Raw genomic sequence first — 23,073 nt, forward strand, 5'->3', positions numbered from 1 at the left:
TTTGCCTTGAGCCATGCCAATACAACGCAAATACATACTTCCGCTTTTCCTATTAATCCAAATCATTCTGATTAAGGTTTTGGCCTACTGTCCCGAAATCATAGAACGTTATTATAGCAACGGATTATATGTCTTTACTTCAAGATTTGAGCGCACTGTTTTAGGCAGCCTTCCATTTTCTTTTGGCGATATTCTGTATGGAATTCTAATTGTTTATTTGCTAATTTCAATCTGGAAAACCAGAAAAACATGGCGAAAACAGTGGAAAGACAATCTGTTAAAAGTTGTAAGCGGACTCTCTGTTTTCTATTTCCTATTTCATCTGCTATGGGCATTGAATTATTATCGCTTACCGCTTTTTGAAAAAATGAATATTCAAAGAGAATACAGCAATGAAGATTTGTATGCGTTTACTGAAAAGCTGATTGCCAAAACAAACGATGTACAATTTGCCATTACACACAACAAAAATCAAAAAGTAAGCAATCCGTATTCACAGGATCGTATTTTCAGCATGACGCAAAATGGTTATGATAACTTGGCAAAGCAATATCCGTTTTTTAAATATGAAATTCCAAGCAGAAAGAAATCACTGTTCAGTTTACCTTTAACTTATATGGGTTTTGGCGGTTATTTGAATCCGTTTAGCAATGAATCTCAGGTAAATTACATGTTGCCAATGTACAGTTTTCCAAATGTAGTTACGCACGAAATGGCACATCAAATTGGTTTTGCCAGTGAGAGCGAATGCAATTTCATTGGTTTTATGGCTTGCATCAAAAACGATGATTTGTATTTTCAATATGCCGCTTATTCAGTAGCGTTACGTTATTGTTTAGAGAATGTGCTTATGAAAGATGAAGCCAAATTTAAAGCACTAAAACCTACTATAAATCGAGGTATTATTGAAAACTTTAAAGAAGGTGAACTTTTTTGGAAACAATACGACACGTTTATTGACAAAGGATTTCACGCCTTTTATGACCAGTTTCTAAAAGCAAACCAACAAAAAGATGGTTTGGAAAGTTATAGCAAGTTTGTGGATTTGTTGATTAATTATTACAAGGGAAAAGAACTAAGGTAATTCTTTGTCATTCCCGCGTAGGCGGGAATCCATCTCTTTAAGTTGTAGTTTCCCGCCTACGCGGGAATGACAGTGCTGACTACTTCACGTTCTGCTTAAAGTAAACTTCCGTTGCACCTAGCCCATACTTTTGATAATTAGCATCTTGGAAAATAATATTATCATAGCGTCCTAACAAGAAATCGAGATCCGATTTCAATACACCTTCTCCAACACCGTGTATGAAAACAATCTTTGGAATTCGGTTTCGAATAGCAAATTCGATATGGCGTTTCGCGGTTTCCATTTGTAATGTTAGGATATCAAAGTTGTTCATGCCTTTATAACTTCTGACCAACTTTTCGATATGCAAATCAAATTCCGGTGGTGGAATTTCTTTTTTATTTTTTTTCTCTTTGTTGCTATAGTTTGGTTTGGCAACTTCCTTTTCGCTAATTACCTGACTTTTATTAAAGTTGAATTTCATAGCACTTTCAATCTTGATTAACTCGTTGCTTTTAAAGGTCAGATTAAAACCATCGGTAGTTTCAATGGTTACTTCCGTGCCTTTCACTTCAACAACAACGCCATCAATAGCATCATCTAAAACCGAAACTTTATCACCTTTATTCAGCATCTTCTTCCTCCTGTTCTTCTTGATTTTTACTTGGTGTTTTAGCACTTAATTTCATAATGCCATACATAAATACTACAATAGTAATACATAAAACATAAACGTTAGGTTTGGCTTTTGATTGTTCATATAATCCAACAATAATAGCCACAACTGTAAAAGGTATTACTAATTTTTTCATATTTACTGCGTCAATTCACCTTGCATATGCAAGGCTCGTGTCAAAAATAAAAAAACCCGAGGCTCTGCAGACTCGAATTTTAGTTAGGCATCCCAGCCGAATTGTATGGAGCGTTAGCGGAATAAAACCAGCCAAAGTAGCTGGTTTTAGATAAGTATATTTTATTACTATTAATTCATTCCTCCGGTTGCCATTTTGGCTGCAAAAACAATAACTCCAATAATAATTACAATGTATAATGAAATAATAACAATAGCTGTAATTCCTAAAAATTTATGATGCGATTTTAAATTAACTAAAGCATCAGAAAGCACATCGCTATTACTTGATTCTAAAGCTCGTTTTGTGCCAGTAGCATATTTGTATAAATAATAAATTGGAAAAAAATACAATACTGCAATTACAATATATATAATTCCAAAATAGGCTTTAATTGCTCCTAAAGGATTCATGCCGCCACCAAAAGCAGGATTTTCCGGTATTGCAGACATGACAACCGACATGAACAAGCCTCCCATAATCATAAAAGCAATTCCAATAAATCCTAGGATTGATAAAAACATACACCATTTGGCGCTTTCTCTTAAAGCGGCTACCGCTTGCTCGTTTAATACTAAATTGTTTTGGTTTTCCATAATTAATAGGTTTTAGGTTGGTTATAATTGTTTTAGTTTTTACGAGCTAAAGCTCGTGTACCTGAAGCCCACCGGGCTTCCTCCTCTTAATATCAAAGGTTGGTTATAAAAGTTTGTCTACTTACTTTTCAAATTGCTTTAACGTCTTGATGATAATCGAAATACAATCTAATAATTGTTCCTCATTCATTACTAATGGTGGAGCAAAACGAATAATATTGCCGTGTGTTGGTTTGGCTAATAAACCATTGTCTGCGAGCTTCATACAAATATTCCAGGCTGTGTCGCTTTCTTCAGTATCGTTGATGACCACAGCATTCAGTAATCCTTTACCTCGAACAAGTTTTGCAATGTTTGAGGTTTCAATATACTTTCCGATTTCTGCTCTAAAAATCTTTCCTAATTTTCTGGCGTTTTGAGATAAATTTTCATCGGTAACAACATCTAATGCTGCCATAGCTACTGCAGCTGCCACTGGATTTCCTCCAAAAGTAGAACCGTGTTGTCCAGGCTTGATAACATTCATAATATCATCATTTGCTAAAACAGCAGAAACCGGGTAAGCGCCACCTGAAATAGCTTTTCCTAAAATCAAAATATCTGGTGTTACATAAGTTGCTTGCTTTTCGCATTTATTTTCACATGAACAATTACCGCAAACGGCTAATAAAGAACCGGTACGGGCAATTCCGGTTTGCACTTCATCAGCAATAAATAAAACATTGTTTGCTTTGCATAATGCTTTGGCTTTTGCCAAATAATCTTCACTTGGCATATAAACTCCGGCTTCACCCTGAATTGGTTCTACCAAGAAACCTGCAATGTTTTTTGATGAGGTAATGACACTTTCTAACGCATCAATATCATCGTAGGCAATTTTTATAAATCCTGCTGTATATGGACCAAAGTTTTTACGGGCATTTTCATCATTAGAAAAGGAAATGATAGTGGTTGTTCTTCCGTGAAAGTTTCCGTCACACACTATAATCTGTGCTTCATTTTCGTTGATTCCTTTCTTTTCGTAGGCCCATTTTCTACACAGTTTTAAAGCCGTTTCTACCGCTTCGGCTCCTGTGTTCATTGGCAAAACCTTATCAAAACCAAAATAGTTAGTGATGTATTCTTCGTAAACGCCTAACTTATCGTTATAAAAAGCTCTCGACGTAAGCGTCAATGTCTGCGCTTGTTCTACCATTGCTCGCACAATTTTTGGATGACAATGACCTTGATTTACTGCTGAATACGCCGAAAGAAAATCGTAGTATTTTTTACCTTCAACATCCCAAACATAAACGCCTTCTCCTCTGTTAAGTACTACTGGTAAGGGATGATAATTGTGTGCGCCGTACTTGTTTTCTAAAGCAATTGCTTCGGCTGAACTCATTTTTTCTAAAACTGACATTTTTTTTATTTTAAATTCTTTAATATCAATTCCTTCTTTATTGGAGAGAAATCATCCATATCTTCAACAAAAGTATAATTTAATTATGAATTATAAGTTATGAATTATGAGTTCCTAGTTTTTAACAACCCCTAACTCACAACCCATAACCCATAACTCATAACTTATAACTCATAATCCTTTTCATCCTACAAACTGCAAATACAACAACGCTCCTCCTGCTAAAGTCATAATGAATAAGGCTATGAACCCTAAAATATTAGCTAATCTGCTGTTCGTGAAATTACCCATTACGGCTTTGTTATTGGAAATATGAAGGATGATGGCTATTAATACAGGAGCTGTTAGACCGTATAATATAGCGGTATAAATCAAGGCTTTTACTGGAGAAATCCCAATGTAGTTTAAGGACAACCCTAATAGTAGCGAAATCGCAATTACAATATAAAAAGCTTTGGCTTCATGGAATTTCTTATCCAAGCCTTGCTCCCATCCAAAAGTCTCGGTGATGATATACGAAATGGAACCGCTTAAAACGGGAATGGCAATAAGTCCAGTCCCAATTACTCCCGTAGCAAACAACAAATAAGCAAAGTTACCTGCTAAGGGTTTTAAAGCTGCTGCTGCCTGTTCAACGGTATCAATTTGATGAATACCTGCTTTGTATAATACTGTTCCGGTAGTTAGTATTATAAAATACATAACAAAACCTGAAAACGACATTCCGAAATCGACATCTTGTTGCATTTCGTGAATGATTTTTTTATTAACCATCAAATGGCGTTTTTTATTTTTCATTTCTTCTACTTCAACAGAAGCTTGCCAAAAGAAGAGATAAGGAGAAATAGTGGTTCCCAATATCCCGACTAAAATGGCTATAAAATCTTTGTCGAATTTTATAGTCGGAATAAAAGTAGCTTTGGCTATAGCAACAAAATCTTGCTTGTATAAAAAGGGGACGATAAAATAGACCAACATTACAATACACAAGTATTTCAGTACTGCCGCAATTTTTACATAGGGTAAGTAAATAATCAAACCCAATAAGAGTATCGTAAAAAAGACACTAAAGAAAGAAGCATCAATAGCCGGAAACAATAAATTTCCGACAGCTCCCATTCCGGCAATGTCAGCACCAATGTTCATTATAATAGCGGGAAAACTAAAAAGCAACATCAAATAGAGAATTGGTTTTGGATAATTGGTTTTCAAAGTACCTGTTAATCCTTGAGATGTTACTAAACCAATCTTAGCACACATTTGTTGAATAGCTGCCATCAGTGGAAATGCTACTATAGAAGTCCAAAGTGTAGAAAGACCATAAGCGGCTCCGGCTTGTGAATAAGTAGCAATTCCGGAAGGATCATCATCACTGGCGCCTGTTATTAGTCCCGGACCAAGTATTTTCCAAAAACGCTTTAACCTATTCGGACGATTCATAAATGCTTTATTTAAGGCTAATTTACAACAATTCTCGCTCTTGGAACATCTTTAGCAATGTATTTACTGTGTTCCAATTGCGTGTGGTAGAAACAACATTCATGCTTTTTTCTATCCATTTATTGTCGAGTTTTGTTTTGGCTGGAGAGCTATCGTATTTTAAATAAATACGTTTACCATCCAATTGAATTTCATCCGGATGGATAAAGTTTAAGTTAAGTTGGGTAATCATATTATTGGGTAATTCAGAAGAAATAAAGGAAACATATAATTTCTTTAAATCAACCCCTTCATCGTCCAGAAACCCGTTGCGTCTAAACACGCCTGCAAGTCTGCTGCACCAATCACAATTACGGGAACATCGTGCCCGAATTCCTTAAAGATTTCTTGTTTTATCAGAAAGCCAACTTTACTCGGATTTTCTTCCTCAGTATCTACAAACACATTCCCCGATTGGATGTACGTCACTACATTAGTAAAACCAATGCCTTCGAGTGCTTTTTTCAAAGCCACCATATTAATCATTTTATGTCCGGACACATTGATGCCGCGAAGTAGTGCTAAGTGGGTTGTCATCGAAACTATTATTTTTAATTTATAATCCCGTAGGGATTTACTATCGGTAGAAAAATTGGCACCCTTTATTAAAAATTCCTTTAGGGATGATATGTTTTTATTTTAAATATTCCGCAATTATAGCATCCCTAAAGGGATTTTGATTTTCGTTGGTTTATTTTCTACCCGGATAAAATCCCTAACGGGATTGAAAACTATATTTCTTCAAATATACTAAATTCTTGTAAAAAACTAGACCTGACAGGTTTTTGAAACCTGTCAGATCTAAAAGCCTAAGCTTTGCAGTTGGTACAAACCGTTATAAGCGACTGTGATTTTATTTCTAAACTTAATTACTTTTTTTATGTAATCTATTTAGAAAAAAAGGTGATAAACATAACAATAAGAAACTAATAGAACTATGTATAAATCTTGTGTCAAAATTTGAAATTGCTTTTGCTTGAAAAGCGATTAATTGCTTTGTCTGAACTTCGGTCATATTATTTAAGTCTAAATCATTTATAAATGCATTTATTGGTAATTGTTCTCTTAATGTAAAATTTATGTCAATGGCAAACGCAATACATGCTAAGACTAAAAATAAAAATGTTAAACTTCGCCAGTTTTTTAAGAATAGTAGAATCGTAATAGCGAATATTATTCCCATTCCTGGTCCCATTATAGCCATCCTTTCATGCATAAAAGTTCCATCAACTATTTTCCAATATTTTGCATATTCAATAGGGTTTAATTGCGTTTCAACAGGACAAATTTTATGATTGAAAAGCATGCCAGCATATAATCCTATAAGCACAAGAATAAAGTACAAAAATATCTTTTGAAGAGAAGAAAGAAATGTTGCCATGATTTTAATTTTTAAAAGTGATTTTTTGTGTTTACAATTTTAAGATTAATACTGCTTAGTGAGTTCGGTTCTATAATTGCCTTAAATGTTCCAGTTGCTTTTCATACGTGACAATTCGTTTTCCAAACCTGCTGGTTCTTTTTTAAATTTTCTGAAGTCGAAAACAAAACGTTATTTTCAATTTGGATTTCAAGGCCATTAATAGTCAAAATCTCAATTTCTCCTACATTTCTAATAGCACAACAAACCTCTTCCTCCCCTATATTTTTCCAAATCTCGGAAAGTATAAAATGGGCAATGATTCCCTTATTTTGACTATCCAAAACTTTAATCAATTCAGGCGAAGCCATTTTCCCAATTTCGATAATTCTCTTGGCGTCAGTTCCTTTTACTCTTGGTGAAGTTGTTTTTGTTAAAACGATGTAAGCCTCTTTATTGTCTATTTTCTGAATTAGAGAATCTAGTTCTTTATTTTGAGCATAAGTTAAATTAAGGCTTACTACAAGTAGTGTAAGAGCTATTTTTTTAAAAAGCTTTGTCATGTTTAAGGTGTTTTGTTTGAAGTTTTTGGGATGTTTCGCAGATTTGAGCTTTGCACTGCAATCACAATATCCGTTTGTAATATTTGGTTACCGTTATAAATCCAGGTTCCGTTACCTTTATTTCATTATTAGTCAAAATTAAAGTCCTTTCCGGAACGGTTTGACCCATTGGATAGATGCCGTAAGTACCATCGTTTTCCTTAACCCACTCCCATTCAGTCCTCGAGGTATAGCCAGTACAATCAGCATTCGAATAATACGTTTCAGTGACAAATTTATTATTACCGCCTACCATTACTAGAGCTTGGCTACCACATTGACCGTTTATTTCATAATTGTAAACTGTATTTTCATATTCTGCCTTATATAGCATCCATTTCCCTACTATGCCATCAACAGGAGTGTCTTCGCTACTGCAGGATAAGGCTAAAATCGTAAAGATAAAGAGTATAACTTTCTTCATATTGGTAGTGGCATTTTTATGTTTAGTTGTAAAGATATCAAAATTTCTATTTAGTACTTTCTGACTAAAAAAGATAAAATCAGCTATTGCTTGGAACGGCTGTTGGTAAACGTTATTTTTTAGAGTTTTTTTTTAATTATTTTAGTTTACACTTTCTATTTTCACTTTTTCCACTTTACTATTTTCCATTAATGCGCCTAAGATTGAAATTGAAACGTATATAAAGAATGATAAGCTCAATATTGCCCAAATTATTCTTTTTTTAAAAACAGTTTTTCTTTGTTTCAATATCAAAATTGCGTTAACAACTGACAAAACTAGCAATAGCAAAAACAGAAATAAAGTAAAGGTTTTTCCATAAGAATACACCCAGCGAAATTCTTCGTTAAATCTAAAATTCTCAACAGATTTTGACAACAAAAAATTACAAATAAATGCAATTATAATTATTACAGTGAATTTCTTTAGTTGTCTCAAAGTCTATTGCTAAGGTTGGAAAATAATGTTTGCTTACGTTCTGCGGCTTTGCGTCAGTAGCGGCAATTTAAGCAAAATATTGTTATGAAAAGCGGAGTTGAAAATCCGGAGGATTTTCAACAATAACGGTTTGGAACTATTGCGCAAAACCGCTATTAACAGCAGTTTTTTACGTGTTTAATAATTCCGTAAGCTCTTTGTCAACATCAATCAAAAAATTGTCTCGATACAATTCTATTGGTTCAAGTTGTTTTCTTAGAGAATCGGAATTCCAAAGATGATATTCTGATTCTATGGGACAATTATCTAGTACGCTTTCATAACCAATTGCTAATCCAATTGAAACAAATGGTTTTCCAATTTCTTCTTCTTGGTCGAGATATAGTTCTCTTAATTTACGCGATGCTAAAACAAGTTCAATTTTTCCATTTTTTATTTTTTCAAATAGTTCAATTGTTCTCCATTTTTCAAATTCTTGCCAATCAAAGTTTTTTTTAACTACTGATTTTATATAATTTTTAGTTTCTCTGCTTTTATAATTAAATTCAAGCAAATCATTGTAATGGTCTATTTGAAAACTTTTTTCAAGTTCCTTATTTTCATAAATCCAATTCTCCAACGATTCCTTTGAAATGTCTTCATTTAGGAATTTATAAAATGTGATTCTATTTGGATTTATCTCGTTCATTAAAATTGCAGCTAACTCATTTATACCCGAATAAAACTTCCATAATTCATCCAAAGAAATTATATCTAAAAAACAAAGTCGTTTTACTAATTAATTCCAAATATACTAATTTCCTACAACAAGTAAACCTCAAGTTCCCCTTTTCAGCCTTCTTCTAGTCATGTTCGATACATGTTCGGTAAATGTTCCATTTTGCTATAGGCTTACCGAACCAATATAGAACATGTATCGAACAAAACACGAATAATTATAGAACAAAGAGACAGTCAAGGACAAAACCGGACATTAGCGGACATGCAAAATATTTTTTTAAAATCTGAATTAAGTTTGGACAATGAATCTAGTAAAGGTATCGTGCCCTAATTCGTAATTCGTAATTTGTAATTTATTCCGCTACGCTCCATACAATTCGCTTTGCTCGGGTCGTAATTAAATACTATTTTTGCCCCATGGGAAGAAAACAAACCAACAAAGTCATCTTTGAAAACATAACGGTTTTAGATGCTGGTGCCAAAGGCGTATCGGTAGCTAAAGCTCCAGAAGGGCAAGTTATTTTTATACCAAACGTCGTTCCCGGCGATGTGGTAGATGTGCAAACCTTAAAGAAAAGAAAATCCTATTTTGAAGGCAAAGCCATCAAGTTTCACTCTTATTCTGAAAACCGAATTGAACCTGTGTGCCAACATTTTGGTGTTTGTGGCGGTTGCAAATGGCAGAATATGAAGTATGAACAACAGCTGTTTTACAAAAATCAGGAAGTATACAATAACTTGAAACGTATTGGTAAAATTGAATTACCCGATTTTGAACCGATATTAGGTTCGGAGAAACAATTCTTCTACAGAAATAAAATGGAGTTTGGGTTTTCGGACACGCGTTGGTTAAACGAAACCGAAATCAAATCAGAAGACCAATCGTTAAGTAAAAAACCAGCCTTAGGTTTTCATATTCCGAGAATGTGGGATAAGATTTTGGATATTGAGAAATGTCACTTGCAGGAAGATCCATCAAATGCTATTAGAAACGCCATTCGCGAATTTGCGGTTCAAAACGGTATGCCTTTCTTTAATGCACGTAACCATGAAGGTTTGTTGCGTACGCTAATGATTAGAACAGCGTCAACCGGAGAAATCATGGTGCTTTTGCAGTTCTTTCAGGAAAACAAAAAACAACGCGAATTGTTATTGGATTTTATCCACGCAACGTTTCCACAAATTACTTCTCTGCAATACGTAATCAATGGCAAAGCCAACGATACCTTATACGACCAAAACATTAAATTATATAAAGGAAGAGATTATATACTGGAAGAAATGGAAGGCCTACAATTTAGCATTAACGCCAAATCGTTTTACCAAACCAACTCGGACCAAGCCTATGAATTGTATAAAATCACAAGGGAATTTGCAGGATTAACAGGCAATGAAGTGGTTTATGATTTATATACCGGTACCGGAACCATTGCACAATTCGTTTCCAAAAAAGCCAAAAAAGTTATTGGTGTCGAAGCCGTTCCCGAAGCCATTGCTGATGCCAAGGAAAATGCGAAACGGAACAAAATCACCAATTGTGAGTTTTATGTGGGCGATATGAAAAATGTTTTCAACGACGATTTTATTGCACAACACGGGCAACCTGATGTTATAATAACTGACCCGCCACGAGACGGTATGCACAAAGATGTGGTAGCGCAATTAGTAAAAATTGGGGCAGCGAAAATTGTATATGTAAGTTGTAATTCGGCTACACAAGCTCGTGATTTAGCTTTAATGGATGAACATTATAAAGTTACCCGTGTGCGTCCGGTAGATATGTTTCCGCAAACGCATCATGTGGAAAATGTCGTACTTTTGGAAAAAAGATAAAAGATTTGGGATTTAGAAATTAGGATTTGGGAATTAAAACTTATGAAGAAAATAGTTGCATTATTATTGATTGTTTTATTTAGCCTTTCAGGTTGTGAAAAGGATGACATCTGTACAGATGAAACTACACCCCGATTGATATTGGAATTTTATGATATTTCGAATCCGGCGAATTTGAAGAATGTGGTAAATCTTAAAATTAAAGGTGTTGGACAAACACTCGATTTAGGCACTTTTACTAGTGTGTCTAAAGTGGAATTGCCGCTAAAAATAGATGAACTCACTACTAAATACAGTTTAATTCTCAATAGTACAGGCTTGATTCCAAATGAAGATTTCCTTCAATTTAATTACACTTCACAAAACATTTTTGTTTCCAGAGCCTGTGGTTACAAAACTATTTTTGAATTGAATGCTTTTCCTAACGGCGTTATCAAAACAGATGGAGGAATACCACCTGAAGACTTTTGGATAAAAGACATCAACATTTTAACAACCAGCATTACAACCGAAAATGAAACACATATCAAGATTCTATTTTAGTATTGGCTTGGTATTGCTTTCGTTTGCAGGCAATGCACAAGAACAAATTACGGTTAAACCGACCAAAGCGGCAGCTGAAAAAAGTGAGCCTAAAAAAGACAGTATTCCACCCAAAAAAGAGCGCTATGGCTTGCGTGTTGGAGTTGATTTGTTCAAGCTAACGCGTTCCTTTTATGAAACCGATTATCGCGGATTAGAATTGGTTGGTGATTATCGATTGACACGCAGACATTATCTGGCGGCAGAAATTGGTAACGAAAATAAAACGGTTGCTGACGACCAAGTCAATTTTACTACCAAAGGAACATATATAAAAGTTGGATTTGATTATAACTCGTTTCAGAATTGGGGCAATATGGAAAACATTATTTCTGTTGGATTGCGTTATGGCGCAAGTAGTTTTAGTCAAACATTGAACAGTTATCAGATCTATAATCCGAATCCTTATTTTGGAGAATCGCCGGTAATAATCCCGACTGAGAATAATCAATTTGATGGTTTATCAGCCCAATGGATAGAGGTTGTAGCCGGAATGAAAGCCGAAGTATTTAACAATGTCTTCGTAGGTTTTAGTTTCAGACTAAACCGATTGATGTCTCAAAAACGACCTAACAACTTTGACAACCTCTATATTCCGGGCTTTAACCGAACGTATAATGGTGATTTTGGTGTAGGTTTTAATTATACTGTTTCCTATTTTATCCCGCTATACAAAGCAACAGTCAAGGCGAAAGAGAAAAAAGAAGCTAAGAAAGAAAAAACTAAAAAAGAAAAGAAGAAATAATTTAAATCTAAAATGCAATGAACAAAAAAGTAAAAGCCTTCCTTTATAATCTTATCTGCTTTGCAATATTATTCATTTTGTTTCGTTTCTTAATTGATAAATACACCAACTTGACTGGTTTATTTATTCCGGTCACAGCCTTTGTAGTGGGTACACTTACCGCCCCTAAATTTCAGGCAGTACAAACTCAGGATGGTGAAAAAATATTCATGCGCTGGTTGCTGTTAAAAGGCATTCGCGAAGTGGGATAAAGTTAATAACTTTAAGTAAGAAACTCTATATCAATATTATAAATAACTAGATTTGATATTATTCTACTTACTATGCACAAAGACAAAGCGTATTTAAACAATTTAACTGCACTTCGAGGTATAGCTGCCTTACTTGTTGTTGTATTTCACAGCAACGAAATAGTATCAAACTTTATAACGACAGAACAGACCTTTTGGTTTCGAAAGCTCTACTTAATGGTAGATTTGTTTTTTATTTTAAGTGGATTTATCATGTGTTATGTCTATGAAACCTATTTCAATGATAGTACGCAATCCAGAAAAACTATTGAATTTTTAAAAGCTCGTTTGGCACGCATCTATCCTTTGCATTTGGTAACATTAGCGGCATTGGTCCTTGCGGTAGGCATTACCTATGCTATTGGAAAGGACGGCAATTATGGTGCTTTCTCATTGGCTTTGTATAATCCTAAAGCTATTATTACTAATATTTTTCTGTTGCAATCGGCACACATTCACAATATGTTTACATGGAATGTTCCGAGTTGGAGCATCAGTGCTGAATGGCTTGCTTATCTTGTCTTTCCTTTTTTGGTGAAACCTTTTTCAAAATTTAGCATCTCACAAACGCTTCTGACTATTGCAATTCTATTTGCTTTGTATGCCGGCTTGGTTTTTTACATAGCTCCTAATCGTGTACCAATGTTCCCTTTTTTATCTACTGCAGCCGATTTAGATTTGACGTATGACTGGGGTTTTGCAAGAGGTATTATTGGATTTGTTCTCGGTATGTGTGCTTATCGATTTTTTATGAGAAATGTATTGAAAAACACTTTAGGTAATGGCTGGGTTTTATTGGTAATAGTAGCGCTATATAGTGTTTATATGCATTTCAACCTAACTGATTTTGGAGCGCCACTTTTCTTTTTCATCATCTTATTAAGCACTGCCTATGGCAGTAAAAACATGAATGCTTTCTTTGCTTCTGCTCCACTACAAAAGTTAGGGCTTTGGTCCTATTCCATTTATATGTGGCACGGCGCTTTTATTTTTATAGTATTTGAGATTCAATCGTGGTTACAGACAAAACCTCCGCTTCCGGGTCCGCCTGATTATTTTGGGATAACCAATCCTCTAGTTTTATTACTGCTTTGTGTAAGTATTACACTTATTATTGGTGCCTTATCCTATCGTTTTATTGAAAAACCTAGTAGAGTATGGATAAACAATCTAGGGAAAAAGAATTAAGAGGTGAACGAACTAAACAAAATTATATTGCAATGAAAAAGTATATCTTTAATTCCTGAAAAATTACATTAAATGGAAAATACAAAATTCAACATAGCCGTTTTAATCGATGGTGATAATGCCCAACCCAAACTGATTAAAGAAATTCTAGAAGAAGTATCCAAATATGGTAAAGCTACCATCAGAAGAATTTATGGCGACTGGACACAGTCACAAATGAATGGTTGGAAAGATATAATCAATCAATATTCTATCAGCCCTATTCAAAAATTCGCCTACACAACAGGCAAAAATTCTACTGATAGTTCATTGATAATAGATGCTATGGATATTTTGCACGGTAAAAATGCAGAAGGCTTTTGCATTGTTTCCAGCGATAGTGATTATACTGGTTTGGCCAAAAGAATTAGAGAAGAAGGGCTTTTCGTAATGGGAATTGGGCAAAGAAAAACACCAAGTGCCTTTGTACAATCCTGTGAAATATTTACGTTCAGTGAAAACCTTGTTGCTGAACCTCAAGTAATTCCTATTGTTAAAAAGAAAACCAATACTAAAGAAATAGCTACTAAAGAAACCGATTCCACTCCAAAAATAAATTTATCGATTATTGATAAAGCATTCGAAATTTCAACAAATGAAGAAGACGAAGCCTACATCTCAAACATAGGAACTAATATCAGAAAAATAGACCCTAGTTTTGACTCTAGAACTTATGGTTTTAGAAACTTAACCAAACTTTTTGAAAGCATCGGTAAATATAAAGTAGTAAAAAACGAAGTAAACGGTTTGAATCATCCGCTGGTAAGATTGAAATAACCGCTAAATTTTAAGAAAACTTTAAAAGTACAATGTTTTATTTCTTTTCTAAATGCATTATTTTTGACCGTCTAATACCATTTTAAAGAAATACTATCCTTTGTTTATGAAGAAATTTCTATTTGCTACAGTCTTTTGTTTCTTTTCCTATTTTGCTATTGGCCAATCGGGCTATGAGATTACAATCAAATTAAAAAATTGTAATGACACATTGGCTTATCTCACCTATTACCAATTTGATAAAACATTGGTCAAAGATACTTGCACCACAATCAAAAACGGAAAGATTGTTTTTAAAGGAAAATCCAAACTAGATAAAGGTATTTATTCCTTAGTTAGCCAAAGAAAAGCCATATACTTTGATTTTTTCATCGATGATAACACTCAAAAACTTGAACTTGAAAGTGAAGCGAGTGAAAACATTGGCAAAGAATTAAAGGCACTGAATTCACCTTTGGAAAATGAGTTTTTCGGCTATATTGAATACATCAACCAACAAAACAAAGACTTTCAGAACTACAAGCAAAGTGTTACGTTAGCAACCAAAAATGACACGCTCGAACTCAATAAAAAACAAAAAGAAATTGAGAAAAACATCAACGATTTCGAGGAGAAATTCTTAGCAAAACATAATGGAACATACATTGGTGACGCGATAAATCTAAAAGTAGAAAAGCTACTTAAAGATACTCCAAAAACAGCAGAAGGAAAAACAGACAGCATCCAGATTTACAACTATTACAAAAAGCATTATTGGGACAATGTCGACTTCAAAGATGATGCTACCATGAGAAATCCTTTTTTTAATATTAAAATAAAAAGATATTTCGAATCGGTTGTGGTAACGCATCCCGACTCAGTTTGTGTAGAGATTGATAAAATAATGAAATCGTCAAAACCGGAAAGTCTGCTCTATAAACTCTTATTAGCTCATTTCACCTATACTTATGAAACTTCAAAATTGATGGGGTTTGATAAAGTATTTGTCCACATGTCTGACAATTATTTTAAAACAGGAAAAGCCGAGGGTATTTACAGCGACAATGACGTTGTGCAAAAAATTATCAAACGAGCAGATAAATTAAAGCCACTATTGGTTGGTTCTAAAGCTCAAGATTTGTTTATGATAAAAGCCGAAGACTATCCAAAAATGAAAGCCATGGGATTTGAAAACGCTAAAAATAGCGAAGAAATGACCAGCGTTTATTATAAAAATGTTGATGAAGTAACTAAAATGTATGTCAAATTAAGCGATGTAAAAGCCGAATATACCATACTGATTTTTTGGGATGTTGATTGTGGTCATTGCCAAAAAGAAGTTCCAATACTACTTGATCAGTATAATGAATTGATAAAAGAAAAGAAAGATGTAAAAGTGTACAGTGTTTATATGCAACACGAAGGCGATAAATATCTGAAATATATTGACGAGCATAAATTACCATGGATAAACGTATACGATGGCGCGCACTACAACAATGCCGTTGAAAAATATGATGTTTACTCTACGCCAGTAATTTATATCTTAGATAAAAATAAAGTGATTGTAGCCAAAAGAATTGATGCTAATCAATTAAAACCTATGATTAAAGCAATAGAAGCTGAAAGTAAAAAAGGAAAATAAACTATTCTTCAGTATTCATATACTTTCCTTTCTTGCTACCTTCATACATTTCGTATTTGACCAATCGCGCTTCCAAACTTCCGTTAAAAAGTTTGATTTTTCGTGATGGTCGAAGTCCAACAAATTTCAAAGCTTCCAGATTTGCCGTGATAAACCAGGCATTAGTATTTGGATATTTATTCTTTAACGTATCGCCAATTTCTCTGTAAAAACGTTCCAACTCTATGTTCAAACGTTCTCCGTACGGTGGATTAAAAACCATATGTAATGGTCCGGTATTTTCCTTTTTACTGTCAAAAAAATCACCTTGAATGATACTAACATAGTCATCAAGATTGGCATTCACTATATTGTCTTTCGCTTTCTGAACCGCACTTGGCGCTTTATCGTAACCAATAATAGTATGGTGGAATTCAAGAGTTTTCTTCATTAACGCATCGATAATCTGATCAAACAAATCGTTATCCCAATCGTTCCATTTTTCGAAGGCAAATTCTTTTCTGTTGATATTTGCCGGAATATTACAGGCAATCATAGCGGCTTCCGCCAATAAAGTTCCGGAACCACACATCGGATCCAAAAAATCAGAACTTCCATCCCAACCCGAAAGCAATAAGATACCAGCAGCTAAAACTTCGTTAATTGGAGCAATATTAGTAGCTGTTCTATAACCTCTATGATGCAACGAAGCTCCAGATGTATCAAGTGCTACCGAAACTTGGTCCTTATCAATGTGAATGTTAATTCTTAAATCGGGGAAATCTTTATCAACACTCGGGCGTTGTCCTGTTTTCTCACGGAATTGGTCAACGATAGCATCTTTTGCTTTCTGAGAAACAAACTGAGAATGCTTAAAATTATCCGAATGAATAGTTGTGTCAATAACAAAAGTTTGGTTGTCTCCAATGTATTTCGACCAATCAATCCCTTGAATGCCTTTGTATAAATTCTGGTCGTTCGTAGCTTTGAAGTAATAAATTGGTTTTAGTATTTTCAAGGCAGTTCTCAAAGATAAATTGGCTTTATACATGAAACCTTTATCTCCTTTGAAACTCACAGCACGCGTGCCAATTTCAACATCTTGCGCGCCTAATTGTTGTAATTCTTTGGCTAGTATTTCTTCAAAACCAAAAAAGGTCTTGGCAATCATTTTAAAATTCTCCATTTTCAATATCAATTTCAATGGCAATATCACTATTCAATTGCCATAACTTCGGCAAAAATACATTAAATTTGCATGTTCAGAATTCATTTGAAAAGAATAAATGTCTACATCAGAAAATCCTAAATCTCAAATTCCAAATCCTAAACCAAAAAATTGGTATTCCTCTTGGTTTGATACGCCTTATTATCACATACTTTACAAAGACCGAAACTACCGTGAAGCACAAATTTTCATGGATAATCTTACCCATTATTTAAACTTACCCGAAAAGGCAAAAGTATTAGATTTAGCTTGTGGCAAAGGACGACACGCAATTTATCTAAACAAGTTAGGTTTTGATGTTGTTGGTGCCGATTTATCCGAAAACAGCATCGCTGAAGCTACTAAAAATGCCAATGATACATTACATTTTGTGGTGCATGATAAGCGTGAAGTGTTTGCCGAAAAGTTTGATGCCATTTTCAATTTGTTTACCAGTTTTGGTTATTTTGAAAACAGAGAAGATGATATAAAAACGCTAATGGCTATCAAAGAAAGTCTTTCAGAATATGGCTTTGCCGTAATTGATTTTATGAATTCACAAAACGTTATTGACAACTTAATTCCGGAGGAGACTAAAGAAGTAGATGGCATTACCTTTAACATCAAACGATTTATTATTGATGGTTATATAATAAAGGAAATTGATTTTGAAGCCGAAGGAAAAAAGTTTCATTTTACTGAAAAAGTAAGAGCTTACAACTTGGAAGATTTTCAGAATATGATGAATGAAACCGGGATTTATTTGTTGGATACTTTTGGTGATTATAAACTTAAAAAGTTTCACAAAAATACCAGCGAACGATTAATAATGATTTTTAAATAAAGTGGATTGGGTTATTTGTGGATTTGGTTATTCGAAAGCCAAATAACCAAATAACCGAATAAACAAATAAAAAACAAATGAACTACTTATTGCCTTTACTTTCAGTTCTTACGGGTTATTTAATTGCCTTGCTACTTAAACCAAAAGCAAAGCAAAACCTAAAACTGTTATTGGCGTTTAGCGGTTCGTTTTTATTGTCGTTAACCGTTATGCATTTGCTGCCTGATGTGTATGAAAGTGGTAACAAAAGTGTTGGAATTTTTATTATGCTTGGTATTTTATTCCAGATCATTTTAGAATTCTTTTCTAAAGGAGCTGAACACGGACACGTTCATGGTCATGATAAACTGACACAAATACCTTGGTTATTGTTTATTAGTTTATGTATTCACGCTTTATTGGAAGGTTTTCCGGTTGGACGCCATCATGATTTGGCCTACGGAATTGCTATTCACCACTTACCTATTGCCATTATCTTAACGACATTTTTTCTGAATGCGCAGTTAAATAAAGTCGCACTATTTATCTTCATGGTAACTTTTGCGGTAATGACACCATTGGGAACATTGGTTTCCGATAGCTTTCCGATACTTAACCAATATTATACTCAAATAACTGCCATTGTCATTGGAATTTTGTTTCATATTTCATCTACAATAATCTTTGAAAGCAGCGAAGGACACAAATTCAACATTGCTAAAGTTTCAATGATTATTTTAGGAATTGTGTTGGCTAGTTTTATATAATTAATGATAATGTTCTCGCAAAGTCGCAGAGTCACAAAGTTTGTTGAATCATATTCATTCTGAATTGGTTATTATTTATTAAATTTGAAAAAATAAAATTATTTAATCTTTCGCGCCTTCGCGCCTTTGCGAGCAACAAAATGAATTTCACCAAAACTACCGAACAATCCTCACATTACGAACATTTAGAAAAAATGTTGGTTGCCGATTTGTTAGCTAATATCAATAAAGAAGATAAAACTGTTCCGCTTGCTGTGGAAAAAGCATTACCACAAATCGAAGCATTGGTTACAAAAACTGTTGCCAAAATGAAACTCGGCGGAAGGCTTTTCTATATTGGAGCCGGAACTTCGGGAAGATTAGGCATTGTAGATGCGTCTGAATGTCCGCCAACCTTTGGTGTGCCGTTTGATTTAGTTAACGGAATCATTGCAGGCGGTGACAAAGCCATTCGACGTGCCGTTGAAAATGCCGAAGATGACAAACATCAGGCTTGGATAGATTTACAAGAACAAGGCATAAAGGAAAATGATGTTGTCATAGGCATTGCTGCTTCTGGAACTACGCCCTATGTTATTGGTGGATTGGAAAAATGTAATTCAAAAAACATCATTACCGGTTGCATAACTTGCAACGAAGGAAGTCCAATAGCTTTGACCGCAAAGTATCCCATAGTTGTTGTAGTTGGTCCTGAATTTGTAACCGGAAGTTCAAGAATGAAAGCCGGAACTGCCCAGAAATTAGTATTAAATATGATTTCTACCACAACAATGATTCAGCTTGGGAAAGTCAAAGGAAACAAAATGGTAGATATGCAACTAAGCAACGACAAACTCGTAGATCGTGGTGTAAAAATGATTATGAGTGAAATTCCGGTTGACTATGACAAAGCTTCCCAATTACTAAAAGAATTTGGCAGCGTTAGAAAAGCAGTTGATAATTATAATAAATAAACACAGATTAGCACGAATAATCAGCGGTAATTTGTGTAATCTGTGTTTAATAAAAAAGAGATAACTATGAAAAACCTACTTTTAGTATTAATGTTGCTATTCGGATTTACTGCATTTTCGCAAGGACTTACCTTGAAAAAAAATACGACTGAAGAACTCAAATTAGAAAAAGGAAAAATCTATCAGAACGATATACAAATCCCAAGTTATCAGGTGAAGAAAATATTAGCTTCAAACTTGCATTCATTAAATCTATATAAGCAAGCCAAGTCAAAAGAAGCGCTTGGCGGAATGCTTCTCGGAATGGGAATAACGGCGTCTGTAGTTGATTTAGCCATTGGCTTATTTTCCGATGTAAAATATCCAACTGCGATAACTTATGCTGGTTTAGCTGTTGTAGCAATTTCAATTCCGATACTTTCAGGAAGAGCCAAAAAAGTAGAAGAAGCGCTAAAAACGTATAACGACGGACTCAAAAACACGAGTTCATCTACTACTAATTTTGACCTAAATACTGTGGCCAATCAAAACGGAATCGGAATTCAAATAAAATTTTAAAATGCCAATCAATAAAGAACTTTTAGACAAAGGAATCAAATATTTATTATATGCACTGCCGCTAATGTTTATTGGACCAAGCGTGATTTATAATGCGTTTATCAACAAGGAAAACGTATGGCATTATTTGGTATTGGCTTTTGGAATTGTCTTCTGTTTTTTAGCCGTTTATTTTATGTTTAAAGGAATAAAATATTTAACAGACGCACTTTTTGAAAATGATAAATAGTTACTTTTACTAAAAAAAAGAAATCATGGATAGTCAAGCAGAACTAAATTGGATACATCAAGAGATTGACAAAGTAAATGATCCAACTTTTTTGGAAAAATTGAAAACCTTACTAAAATCAAGACAAAAACCTTCAACTGAAACAATCGAAGAATACAATAGCGATATTGAAAGCGCTCTAGATAATATTGCCAAAGGAAATTTTGTAGCAGAGGAAGAAGCCAGAAGTATTTCAAAAAAATGGAATCGAAAATAATTTGGTCAATAAATGCTTTAAAGGAACTTGAAGATATTCATTTTTACCTTTTGTTTGAAAGCAAATCAATTACTATTGCCGATAAAGTTATTGAAGCTATATTTGATAGCACTATCATTTTAAAAAAAACTCCTGAAATCTATAAGCTCGATAAGCTAAAGAAAAACAACGATGGAACTTTCAGAACCTACTTTATTTATGACTTTCAAATAAGCTATAGAATCAACCCGGCTGTAATTCAAGTTCTTCGAATTCGACATAACGCCAGAAAGCCAAAAAAAATATGAGCATTCAATCTAATTATCTGGAAAGCATCAAAAAACAATTTCTCTATTATAAAACAATAGGAGAAAAAGCAATGGATCAATTAGAACCTGAACAATTGTTTAACACGGTCAATGAAGATACCAATTCGATTGCTGTTATTATAAAACATCTTTCTGGAAATATGCTTTCGCGTTGGACCAATTTTTTGACTACCGATGGCGAAAAAGAATGGAGAATTCGAGATATTGAATTCGAGGATTCCCATCTTCATGGGAATGACAAGGCTGAACTCATGAAACTTTGGGACAAAGGTTGGGATTGTTTTTTTAATGCTATCAATGCGTTAACAACTGACCAACTTGAAACTATCATTTATATTCGAAACGAAGGTCATACAGTGATTGAAGCGATAAACCGTCAGTTGGCGCATTATCCGTATCATATTGGGCAAATAGTTTTTTATGCCAAAATGCTAAAGCAAACCGAATGGAGTTCGCTTTCTATTCCTAAAAATAAATCCAATAGTTATAACGCTGATAAATTTGGCAAAGAAAAAAGCATTAAAAATTTTACGGATGACGAATTAAATAAACTAAAATAAGATACTACACCTGACAGGTTTTAAAAACCTGTCAGGTGTAAAAAACAAAGACATGAAAAAAACAACAATACTCTTACTTACAATCTTACTCATATCCTGCAACAACCACGAGCGCAACTGCAAAGATTTCAGAACTGGGAAATTTGAATTTGTTCAAGATATTAATGGTAAAAAAAACACTTCCACTTTTATCAGAACTGAAAAACTTCAAATCGAAACCTATAACGGAAAAACTGATACCGCTTCTGTTCGTTGGATAAATGACTGTGAATTCATTCTCCAAAAACTGCATCCCAAAAACATGAAAGAAGAAAAAGCCATCAGCATGAAAATCTTGTTTACTGAGAAGAATAGCTATACTTTTGAATATTCCTTTGTGGGAAGCAACAAAAAATCACGTGGCGTTGTAACAAAACTAGATTAATCACGTTAAACCGATAACTCACCCGAGGCGTAGCCGAATTATTATGGAGCGCAGCGGAATAAAAATTTATAAAAATGGATATTTTATTTACACCAAATGCCTTAATAGCACTATTGACATTAACCTTTTTGGAAATTATACTTGGAATTGACAACATCGTTTTCCTTTCCATCGTTTCAGGAAAATTAAAAGCGGAAGACCAACCCAAAGCAAGACGTGTTGGTTTACTATTGGCAATGGTTTTCAGAATAATTTTATTGTTTGGAATTACTTGGGTATTAAGTTTACAAGACACTATATTTTCAATTGATTTAGGTTCTATTTTTGAAGCACATGTCACAGGACAAAGTTTAATTATTTTTGGCGGAGGTTTATTTCTTTTATATAAATCGGTTTCTGAAATTCACCATAAATTGGAAGGCGAGGAAGAAAGTACTTCCGGAAAAGCAAGTAATAGCATAGCACAAGCCATAATTCAAATTGCGCTACTGAATATTGTTTTCTCTTTTGACAGTATTTTGACAGCAGTAGGTATGGTGAGTATGAAAGAACCCGCGCAAGGTGGTTTTGGGTATGAAGGTGCTTTATTAATCATGATTTTAGCAGTAGTCATTTCAATAGTCATTATGATGATTTTTGCAGGACCAGTTTCAAAATTCGTAAACGAACATCCTACAATACAAATCCTAGGTTTGTCATTCTTAATATTAATTGGCGTTATGCTATTGGCGGAAGGCTCTCATTTGGCCCATTTCAGATTTGGAAATGACGTTGAAGTAACCAGTATTCCTAAAGGCTATTTGTACTTCTCTATTTTCTTCTCACTGTTTGTAGAATTCTTAAATTTGAGAATGAAGAAAAGTAGAAATGCAGTTAAATTACGCAACAATAAAATTGTTGATGCAAAATTGAAAGATGACGATCTTATGAATTAAATTAAATAAGTCCCACTTA

30 protein-coding genes are annotated in these 23,073 nt (G+C 34.0%); 18 read left to right on the forward strand and 12 right to left on the reverse strand.

Going from position 1 to position 23,073, the window contains the following annotated elements; genetic code table 11:
* Positions 1-13: 13 nt before the first annotated feature.
* Entirely contained in the window at positions 14-1,084 is a 1,071-nt protein-coding gene (locus tag QWY90_RS07760; RefSeq protein ID WP_336622154.1) for a DUF3810 domain-containing protein, read from the forward strand.
* Between the two features lie 79 nt (positions 1,085-1,163).
* On the opposite strand, the gene QWY90_RS07765 is transcribed toward QWY90_RS07760, so the two are convergent.
* The 11 genes from QWY90_RS07765 to QWY90_RS07810 all read right to left on the reverse strand — a co-directional run bounded on the left by QWY90_RS07765 (position 1,164) and on the right by QWY90_RS07810 (position 8,945).
* Positions 1,164-1,700, reverse strand: a complete 537-nt coding sequence (locus tag QWY90_RS07765; protein WP_290285303.1) for a DUF8465 domain-containing protein — start codon at positions 1,698-1,700, stop codon at positions 1,164-1,166.
* Positions 1,690-1,878 (reverse strand): hypothetical protein, encoded by a 189-nt coding sequence (locus QWY90_RS07770; RefSeq protein WP_290285304.1) that lies wholly within the window; start codon positions 1,876-1,878, stop codon positions 1,690-1,692. Before QWY90_RS07770 ends, QWY90_RS07765 begins: the two co-directional genes overlap by 11 nt.
* A 170-nt stretch (positions 1,879-2,048) precedes the next feature.
* Complete coding sequence (locus tag QWY90_RS07775) at positions 2,049-2,513, reverse strand: DUF5362 family protein (RefSeq protein WP_290285305.1); 465 nt, start codon at positions 2,511-2,513, stop codon at positions 2,049-2,051.
* Positions 2,514-2,634: 121 nt separating this feature from the next.
* Complete coding sequence (gene rocD / locus QWY90_RS07780) at positions 2,635-3,915, reverse strand: ornithine--oxo-acid transaminase (RefSeq protein WP_290285306.1); 1,281 nt, start codon at positions 3,913-3,915, stop codon at positions 2,635-2,637.
* Between the two features lie 183 nt (positions 3,916-4,098).
* Positions 4,099-5,355 (reverse strand): NRAMP family divalent metal transporter, encoded by a 1,257-nt coding sequence (locus QWY90_RS07785; protein WP_290285307.1) that lies wholly within the window; start codon positions 5,353-5,355, stop codon positions 4,099-4,101.
* Positions 5,356-5,377: 22 nt separating this feature from the next.
* Complete coding sequence (locus tag QWY90_RS15795) at positions 5,378-5,677, reverse strand: hypothetical protein (protein WP_336622167.1); 300 nt, start codon at positions 5,675-5,677, stop codon at positions 5,378-5,380.
* Positions 5,632-5,931: a DUF1697 domain-containing protein gene (locus QWY90_RS15800; protein ID WP_336622155.1), complete on the reverse strand. Its 300-nt coding sequence runs from the start codon at positions 5,929-5,931 to the stop codon at positions 5,632-5,634. The genes QWY90_RS15795 and QWY90_RS15800 overlap by 46 nt, the downstream gene beginning before the upstream one ends.
* A gap of 328 nt (positions 5,932-6,259) precedes the next feature.
* On the reverse strand, positions 6,260-6,775 hold the full coding sequence (locus tag QWY90_RS07795; RefSeq protein ID WP_290285308.1) for a hypothetical protein: 516 nt from the start codon (positions 6,773-6,775) through the stop codon (positions 6,260-6,262).
* 101 nt (positions 6,776-6,876) lie between these two features.
* Complete coding sequence (locus QWY90_RS07800; RefSeq protein ID WP_290285309.1) at positions 6,877-7,317, reverse strand: hypothetical protein; 441 nt, start codon at positions 7,315-7,317, stop codon at positions 6,877-6,879.
* 61 nt (positions 7,318-7,378) lie between these two features.
* The gene (locus QWY90_RS07805; RefSeq protein ID WP_290285310.1) at positions 7,379-7,780 is read right to left on the reverse strand and encodes a hypothetical protein; all 402 of its coding nucleotides are present in this window, start codon (positions 7,778-7,780) and stop codon (positions 7,379-7,381) included.
* 646 nt (positions 7,781-8,426) lie between these two features.
* Complete coding sequence (locus tag QWY90_RS07810; RefSeq protein WP_290285311.1) at positions 8,427-8,945, reverse strand: hypothetical protein; 519 nt, start codon at positions 8,943-8,945, stop codon at positions 8,427-8,429.
* 449 nt (positions 8,946-9,394) lie between these two features.
* Here QWY90_RS07810 and rlmD point away from each other — a divergent pair, with 449 nt between their 5' ends.
* The 7 genes from rlmD (at position 9,395) to QWY90_RS07845 (ending at position 16,055) form a co-directional block, all read left to right on the forward strand.
* Positions 9,395-10,810: a 23S rRNA (uracil(1939)-C(5))-methyltransferase RlmD gene (gene rlmD, locus QWY90_RS07815; RefSeq protein ID WP_290285312.1), complete on the forward strand. Its 1,416-nt coding sequence runs from the start codon at positions 9,395-9,397 to the stop codon at positions 10,808-10,810.
* Positions 10,811-10,852: 42 nt separating this feature from the next.
* On the forward strand, positions 10,853-11,353 hold the full coding sequence (locus QWY90_RS07820; protein WP_290285313.1) for a DUF6452 family protein: 501 nt from the start codon (positions 10,853-10,855) through the stop codon (positions 11,351-11,353).
* The gene (locus QWY90_RS07825; protein ID WP_290285315.1) at positions 11,325-12,137 is read left to right on the forward strand and encodes a DUF6048 family protein; all 813 of its coding nucleotides are present in this window, start codon (positions 11,325-11,327) and stop codon (positions 12,135-12,137) included. Before QWY90_RS07820 ends, QWY90_RS07825 begins: the two co-directional genes overlap by 29 nt.
* A 17-nt stretch (positions 12,138-12,154) precedes the next feature.
* Positions 12,155-12,388 (forward strand): hypothetical protein, encoded by a 234-nt coding sequence (locus QWY90_RS07830; protein WP_290285316.1) that lies wholly within the window; start codon positions 12,155-12,157, stop codon positions 12,386-12,388.
* Positions 12,389-12,460: 72 nt separating this feature from the next.
* A complete protein-coding gene (locus QWY90_RS07835) occupies positions 12,461-13,615 on the forward strand; it encodes an acyltransferase family protein (RefSeq protein ID WP_290285317.1) in 1,155 nt (384 codons plus the stop codon).
* A gap of 72 nt (positions 13,616-13,687) precedes the next feature.
* Positions 13,688-14,431, forward strand: a complete 744-nt coding sequence (locus QWY90_RS07840; RefSeq protein WP_290285318.1) for an NYN domain-containing protein — start codon at positions 13,688-13,690, stop codon at positions 14,429-14,431.
* Positions 14,432-14,537: 106 nt separating this feature from the next.
* Positions 14,538-16,055, forward strand: coding sequence for a TlpA family protein disulfide reductase (locus QWY90_RS07845; RefSeq protein WP_290285319.1), 1,518 nt, complete (start codon positions 14,538-14,540; stop codon positions 16,053-16,055).
* A gap of 1 nt (position 16,056) precedes the next feature.
* On the opposite strand, the gene QWY90_RS07850 is transcribed toward QWY90_RS07845, so the two are convergent.
* On the reverse strand, positions 16,057-17,220 hold the full coding sequence (locus tag QWY90_RS07850) for a THUMP domain-containing class I SAM-dependent RNA methyltransferase (protein WP_290285320.1): 1,164 nt from the start codon (positions 17,218-17,220) through the stop codon (positions 16,057-16,059).
* A gap of 100 nt (positions 17,221-17,320) precedes the next feature.
* On the opposite strand from QWY90_RS07850, the gene QWY90_RS07855 reads away from it, so the two are divergent.
* From QWY90_RS07855 to QWY90_RS07900, 10 genes are all read left to right on the forward strand, one after another.
* On the forward strand, positions 17,321-18,085 hold the full coding sequence (locus tag QWY90_RS07855) for a class I SAM-dependent methyltransferase (RefSeq protein WP_290285321.1): 765 nt from the start codon (positions 17,321-17,323) through the stop codon (positions 18,083-18,085).
* A gap of 77 nt (positions 18,086-18,162) precedes the next feature.
* Positions 18,163-18,831 carry a ZIP family metal transporter gene (locus QWY90_RS07860; protein WP_290285322.1) on the forward strand — a complete coding sequence of 223 codons (669 nt, stop codon included), beginning with the start codon at positions 18,163-18,165 and terminating at the stop codon, positions 18,829-18,831.
* A 140-nt stretch (positions 18,832-18,971) separates the two neighbouring features.
* Entirely contained in the window at positions 18,972-19,784 is an 813-nt protein-coding gene (gene murQ / locus QWY90_RS07865; RefSeq protein ID WP_290285323.1) for an N-acetylmuramic acid 6-phosphate etherase, read from the forward strand.
* Between the two features lie 66 nt (positions 19,785-19,850).
* Positions 19,851-20,342, forward strand: coding sequence for a hypothetical protein (locus tag QWY90_RS07870; RefSeq protein WP_290285324.1), 492 nt, complete (start codon positions 19,851-19,853; stop codon positions 20,340-20,342).
* A gap of 1 nt (position 20,343) precedes the next feature.
* Positions 20,344-20,571, forward strand: a complete 228-nt coding sequence (locus QWY90_RS07875) for a DUF6095 family protein (RefSeq protein WP_290285325.1) — start codon at positions 20,344-20,346, stop codon at positions 20,569-20,571.
* Positions 20,572-20,596: 25 nt separating this feature from the next.
* Entirely contained in the window at positions 20,597-20,827 is a 231-nt protein-coding gene (locus QWY90_RS07880) for a hypothetical protein (RefSeq protein ID WP_290285326.1), read from the forward strand.
* Complete coding sequence (locus QWY90_RS07885; protein ID WP_290285328.1) at positions 20,812-21,114, forward strand: type II toxin-antitoxin system RelE/ParE family toxin; 303 nt, start codon at positions 20,812-20,814, stop codon at positions 21,112-21,114. The genes QWY90_RS07880 and QWY90_RS07885 overlap by 16 nt, the downstream gene beginning before the upstream one ends.
* A complete protein-coding gene (locus QWY90_RS07890) occupies positions 21,111-21,695 on the forward strand; it encodes a DUF1572 family protein (protein WP_290285329.1) in 585 nt (194 codons plus the stop codon). Before QWY90_RS07885 ends, QWY90_RS07890 begins: the two co-directional genes overlap by 4 nt.
* Positions 21,696-21,747: 52 nt before the next feature.
* Positions 21,748-22,119 carry a DNA topoisomerase IV gene (locus tag QWY90_RS07895; protein WP_290285330.1) on the forward strand — a complete coding sequence of 124 codons (372 nt, stop codon included), beginning with the start codon at positions 21,748-21,750 and terminating at the stop codon, positions 22,117-22,119.
* A gap of 74 nt (positions 22,120-22,193) precedes the next feature.
* Entirely contained in the window at positions 22,194-23,054 is an 861-nt protein-coding gene (locus tag QWY90_RS07900) for a TerC family protein (protein WP_290285331.1), read from the forward strand.
* Positions 23,055-23,073: the final 19 nt, after the last annotated feature.

Source organism: Flavobacterium paronense (assembly GCF_030409795.1).
Taxonomy (GTDB): domain Bacteria; phylum Bacteroidota; class Bacteroidia; order Flavobacteriales; family Flavobacteriaceae; genus Flavobacterium; species Flavobacterium paronense.

Coding starts and splice junctions, on each gene's coding strand:
- QWY90_RS07760 (WP_336622154.1), top strand. CDS start 14: ATGCCAATACAACGCAAATACATACTTCCGCTTTTCCTATTAATCCAA.
- QWY90_RS07765 (WP_290285303.1), bottom strand. CDS start 1,700: ATGCTGAATAAAGGTGATAAAGTTTCGGTTTTAGATGATGCTATTGAT.
- QWY90_RS07770 (WP_290285304.1), bottom strand. CDS start 1,878: ATGAAAAAATTAGTAATACCTTTTACAGTTGTGGCTATTATTGTTGGA.
- QWY90_RS07775 (WP_290285305.1), bottom strand. CDS start 2,513: ATGGAAAACCAAAACAATTTAGTATTAAACGAGCAAGCGGTAGCCGCT.
- rocD (WP_290285306.1), bottom strand. CDS start 3,915: ATGTCAGTTTTAGAAAAAATGAGTTCAGCCGAAGCAATTGCTTTAGAA.
- QWY90_RS07785 (WP_290285307.1), bottom strand. CDS start 5,355: ATGAATCGTCCGAATAGGTTAAAGCGTTTTTGGAAAATACTTGGTCCG.
- QWY90_RS15800 (WP_336622155.1), bottom strand. CDS start 5,931: ATGACAACCCACTTAGCACTACTTCGCGGCATCAATGTGTCCGGACAT.
- QWY90_RS07795 (WP_290285308.1), bottom strand. CDS start 6,775: ATGGCAACATTTCTTTCTTCTCTTCAAAAGATATTTTTGTACTTTATT.
- QWY90_RS07800 (WP_290285309.1), bottom strand. CDS start 7,317: ATGACAAAGCTTTTTAAAAAAATAGCTCTTACACTACTTGTAGTAAGC.
- QWY90_RS07805 (WP_290285310.1), bottom strand. CDS start 7,780: ATGAAGAAAGTTATACTCTTTATCTTTACGATTTTAGCCTTATCCTGC.
- QWY90_RS07810 (WP_290285311.1), bottom strand. CDS start 8,945: ATGAACGAGATAAATCCAAATAGAATCACATTTTATAAATTCCTAAAT.
- rlmD (WP_290285312.1), top strand. CDS start 9,395: ATGGGAAGAAAACAAACCAACAAAGTCATCTTTGAAAACATAACGGTT.
- QWY90_RS07820 (WP_290285313.1), top strand. CDS start 10,853: ATGAAGAAAATAGTTGCATTATTATTGATTGTTTTATTTAGCCTTTCA.
- QWY90_RS07825 (WP_290285315.1), top strand. CDS start 11,325: ATGAAACACATATCAAGATTCTATTTTAGTATTGGCTTGGTATTGCTT.
- QWY90_RS07830 (WP_290285316.1), top strand. CDS start 12,155: ATGAACAAAAAAGTAAAAGCCTTCCTTTATAATCTTATCTGCTTTGCA.
- QWY90_RS07835 (WP_290285317.1), top strand. CDS start 12,461: ATGCACAAAGACAAAGCGTATTTAAACAATTTAACTGCACTTCGAGGT.
- QWY90_RS07840 (WP_290285318.1), top strand. CDS start 13,688: ATGGAAAATACAAAATTCAACATAGCCGTTTTAATCGATGGTGATAAT.
- QWY90_RS07845 (WP_290285319.1), top strand. CDS start 14,538: ATGAAGAAATTTCTATTTGCTACAGTCTTTTGTTTCTTTTCCTATTTT.
- QWY90_RS07850 (WP_290285320.1), bottom strand. CDS start 17,220: ATGGAGAATTTTAAAATGATTGCCAAGACCTTTTTTGGTTTTGAAGAA.
- QWY90_RS07855 (WP_290285321.1), top strand. CDS start 17,321: ATGTCTACATCAGAAAATCCTAAATCTCAAATTCCAAATCCTAAACCA.
- QWY90_RS07860 (WP_290285322.1), top strand. CDS start 18,163: ATGAACTACTTATTGCCTTTACTTTCAGTTCTTACGGGTTATTTAATT.
- murQ (WP_290285323.1), top strand. CDS start 18,972: ATGAATTTCACCAAAACTACCGAACAATCCTCACATTACGAACATTTA.
- QWY90_RS07870 (WP_290285324.1), top strand. CDS start 19,851: ATGAAAAACCTACTTTTAGTATTAATGTTGCTATTCGGATTTACTGCA.
- QWY90_RS07875 (WP_290285325.1), top strand. CDS start 20,344: ATGCCAATCAATAAAGAACTTTTAGACAAAGGAATCAAATATTTATTA.
- QWY90_RS07880 (WP_290285326.1), top strand. CDS start 20,597: ATGGATAGTCAAGCAGAACTAAATTGGATACATCAAGAGATTGACAAA.
- QWY90_RS07885 (WP_290285328.1), top strand. CDS start 20,812: ATGGAATCGAAAATAATTTGGTCAATAAATGCTTTAAAGGAACTTGAA.
- QWY90_RS07890 (WP_290285329.1), top strand. CDS start 21,111: ATGAGCATTCAATCTAATTATCTGGAAAGCATCAAAAAACAATTTCTC.
- QWY90_RS07895 (WP_290285330.1), top strand. CDS start 21,748: ATGAAAAAAACAACAATACTCTTACTTACAATCTTACTCATATCCTGC.
- QWY90_RS07900 (WP_290285331.1), top strand. CDS start 22,194: ATGGATATTTTATTTACACCAAATGCCTTAATAGCACTATTGACATTA.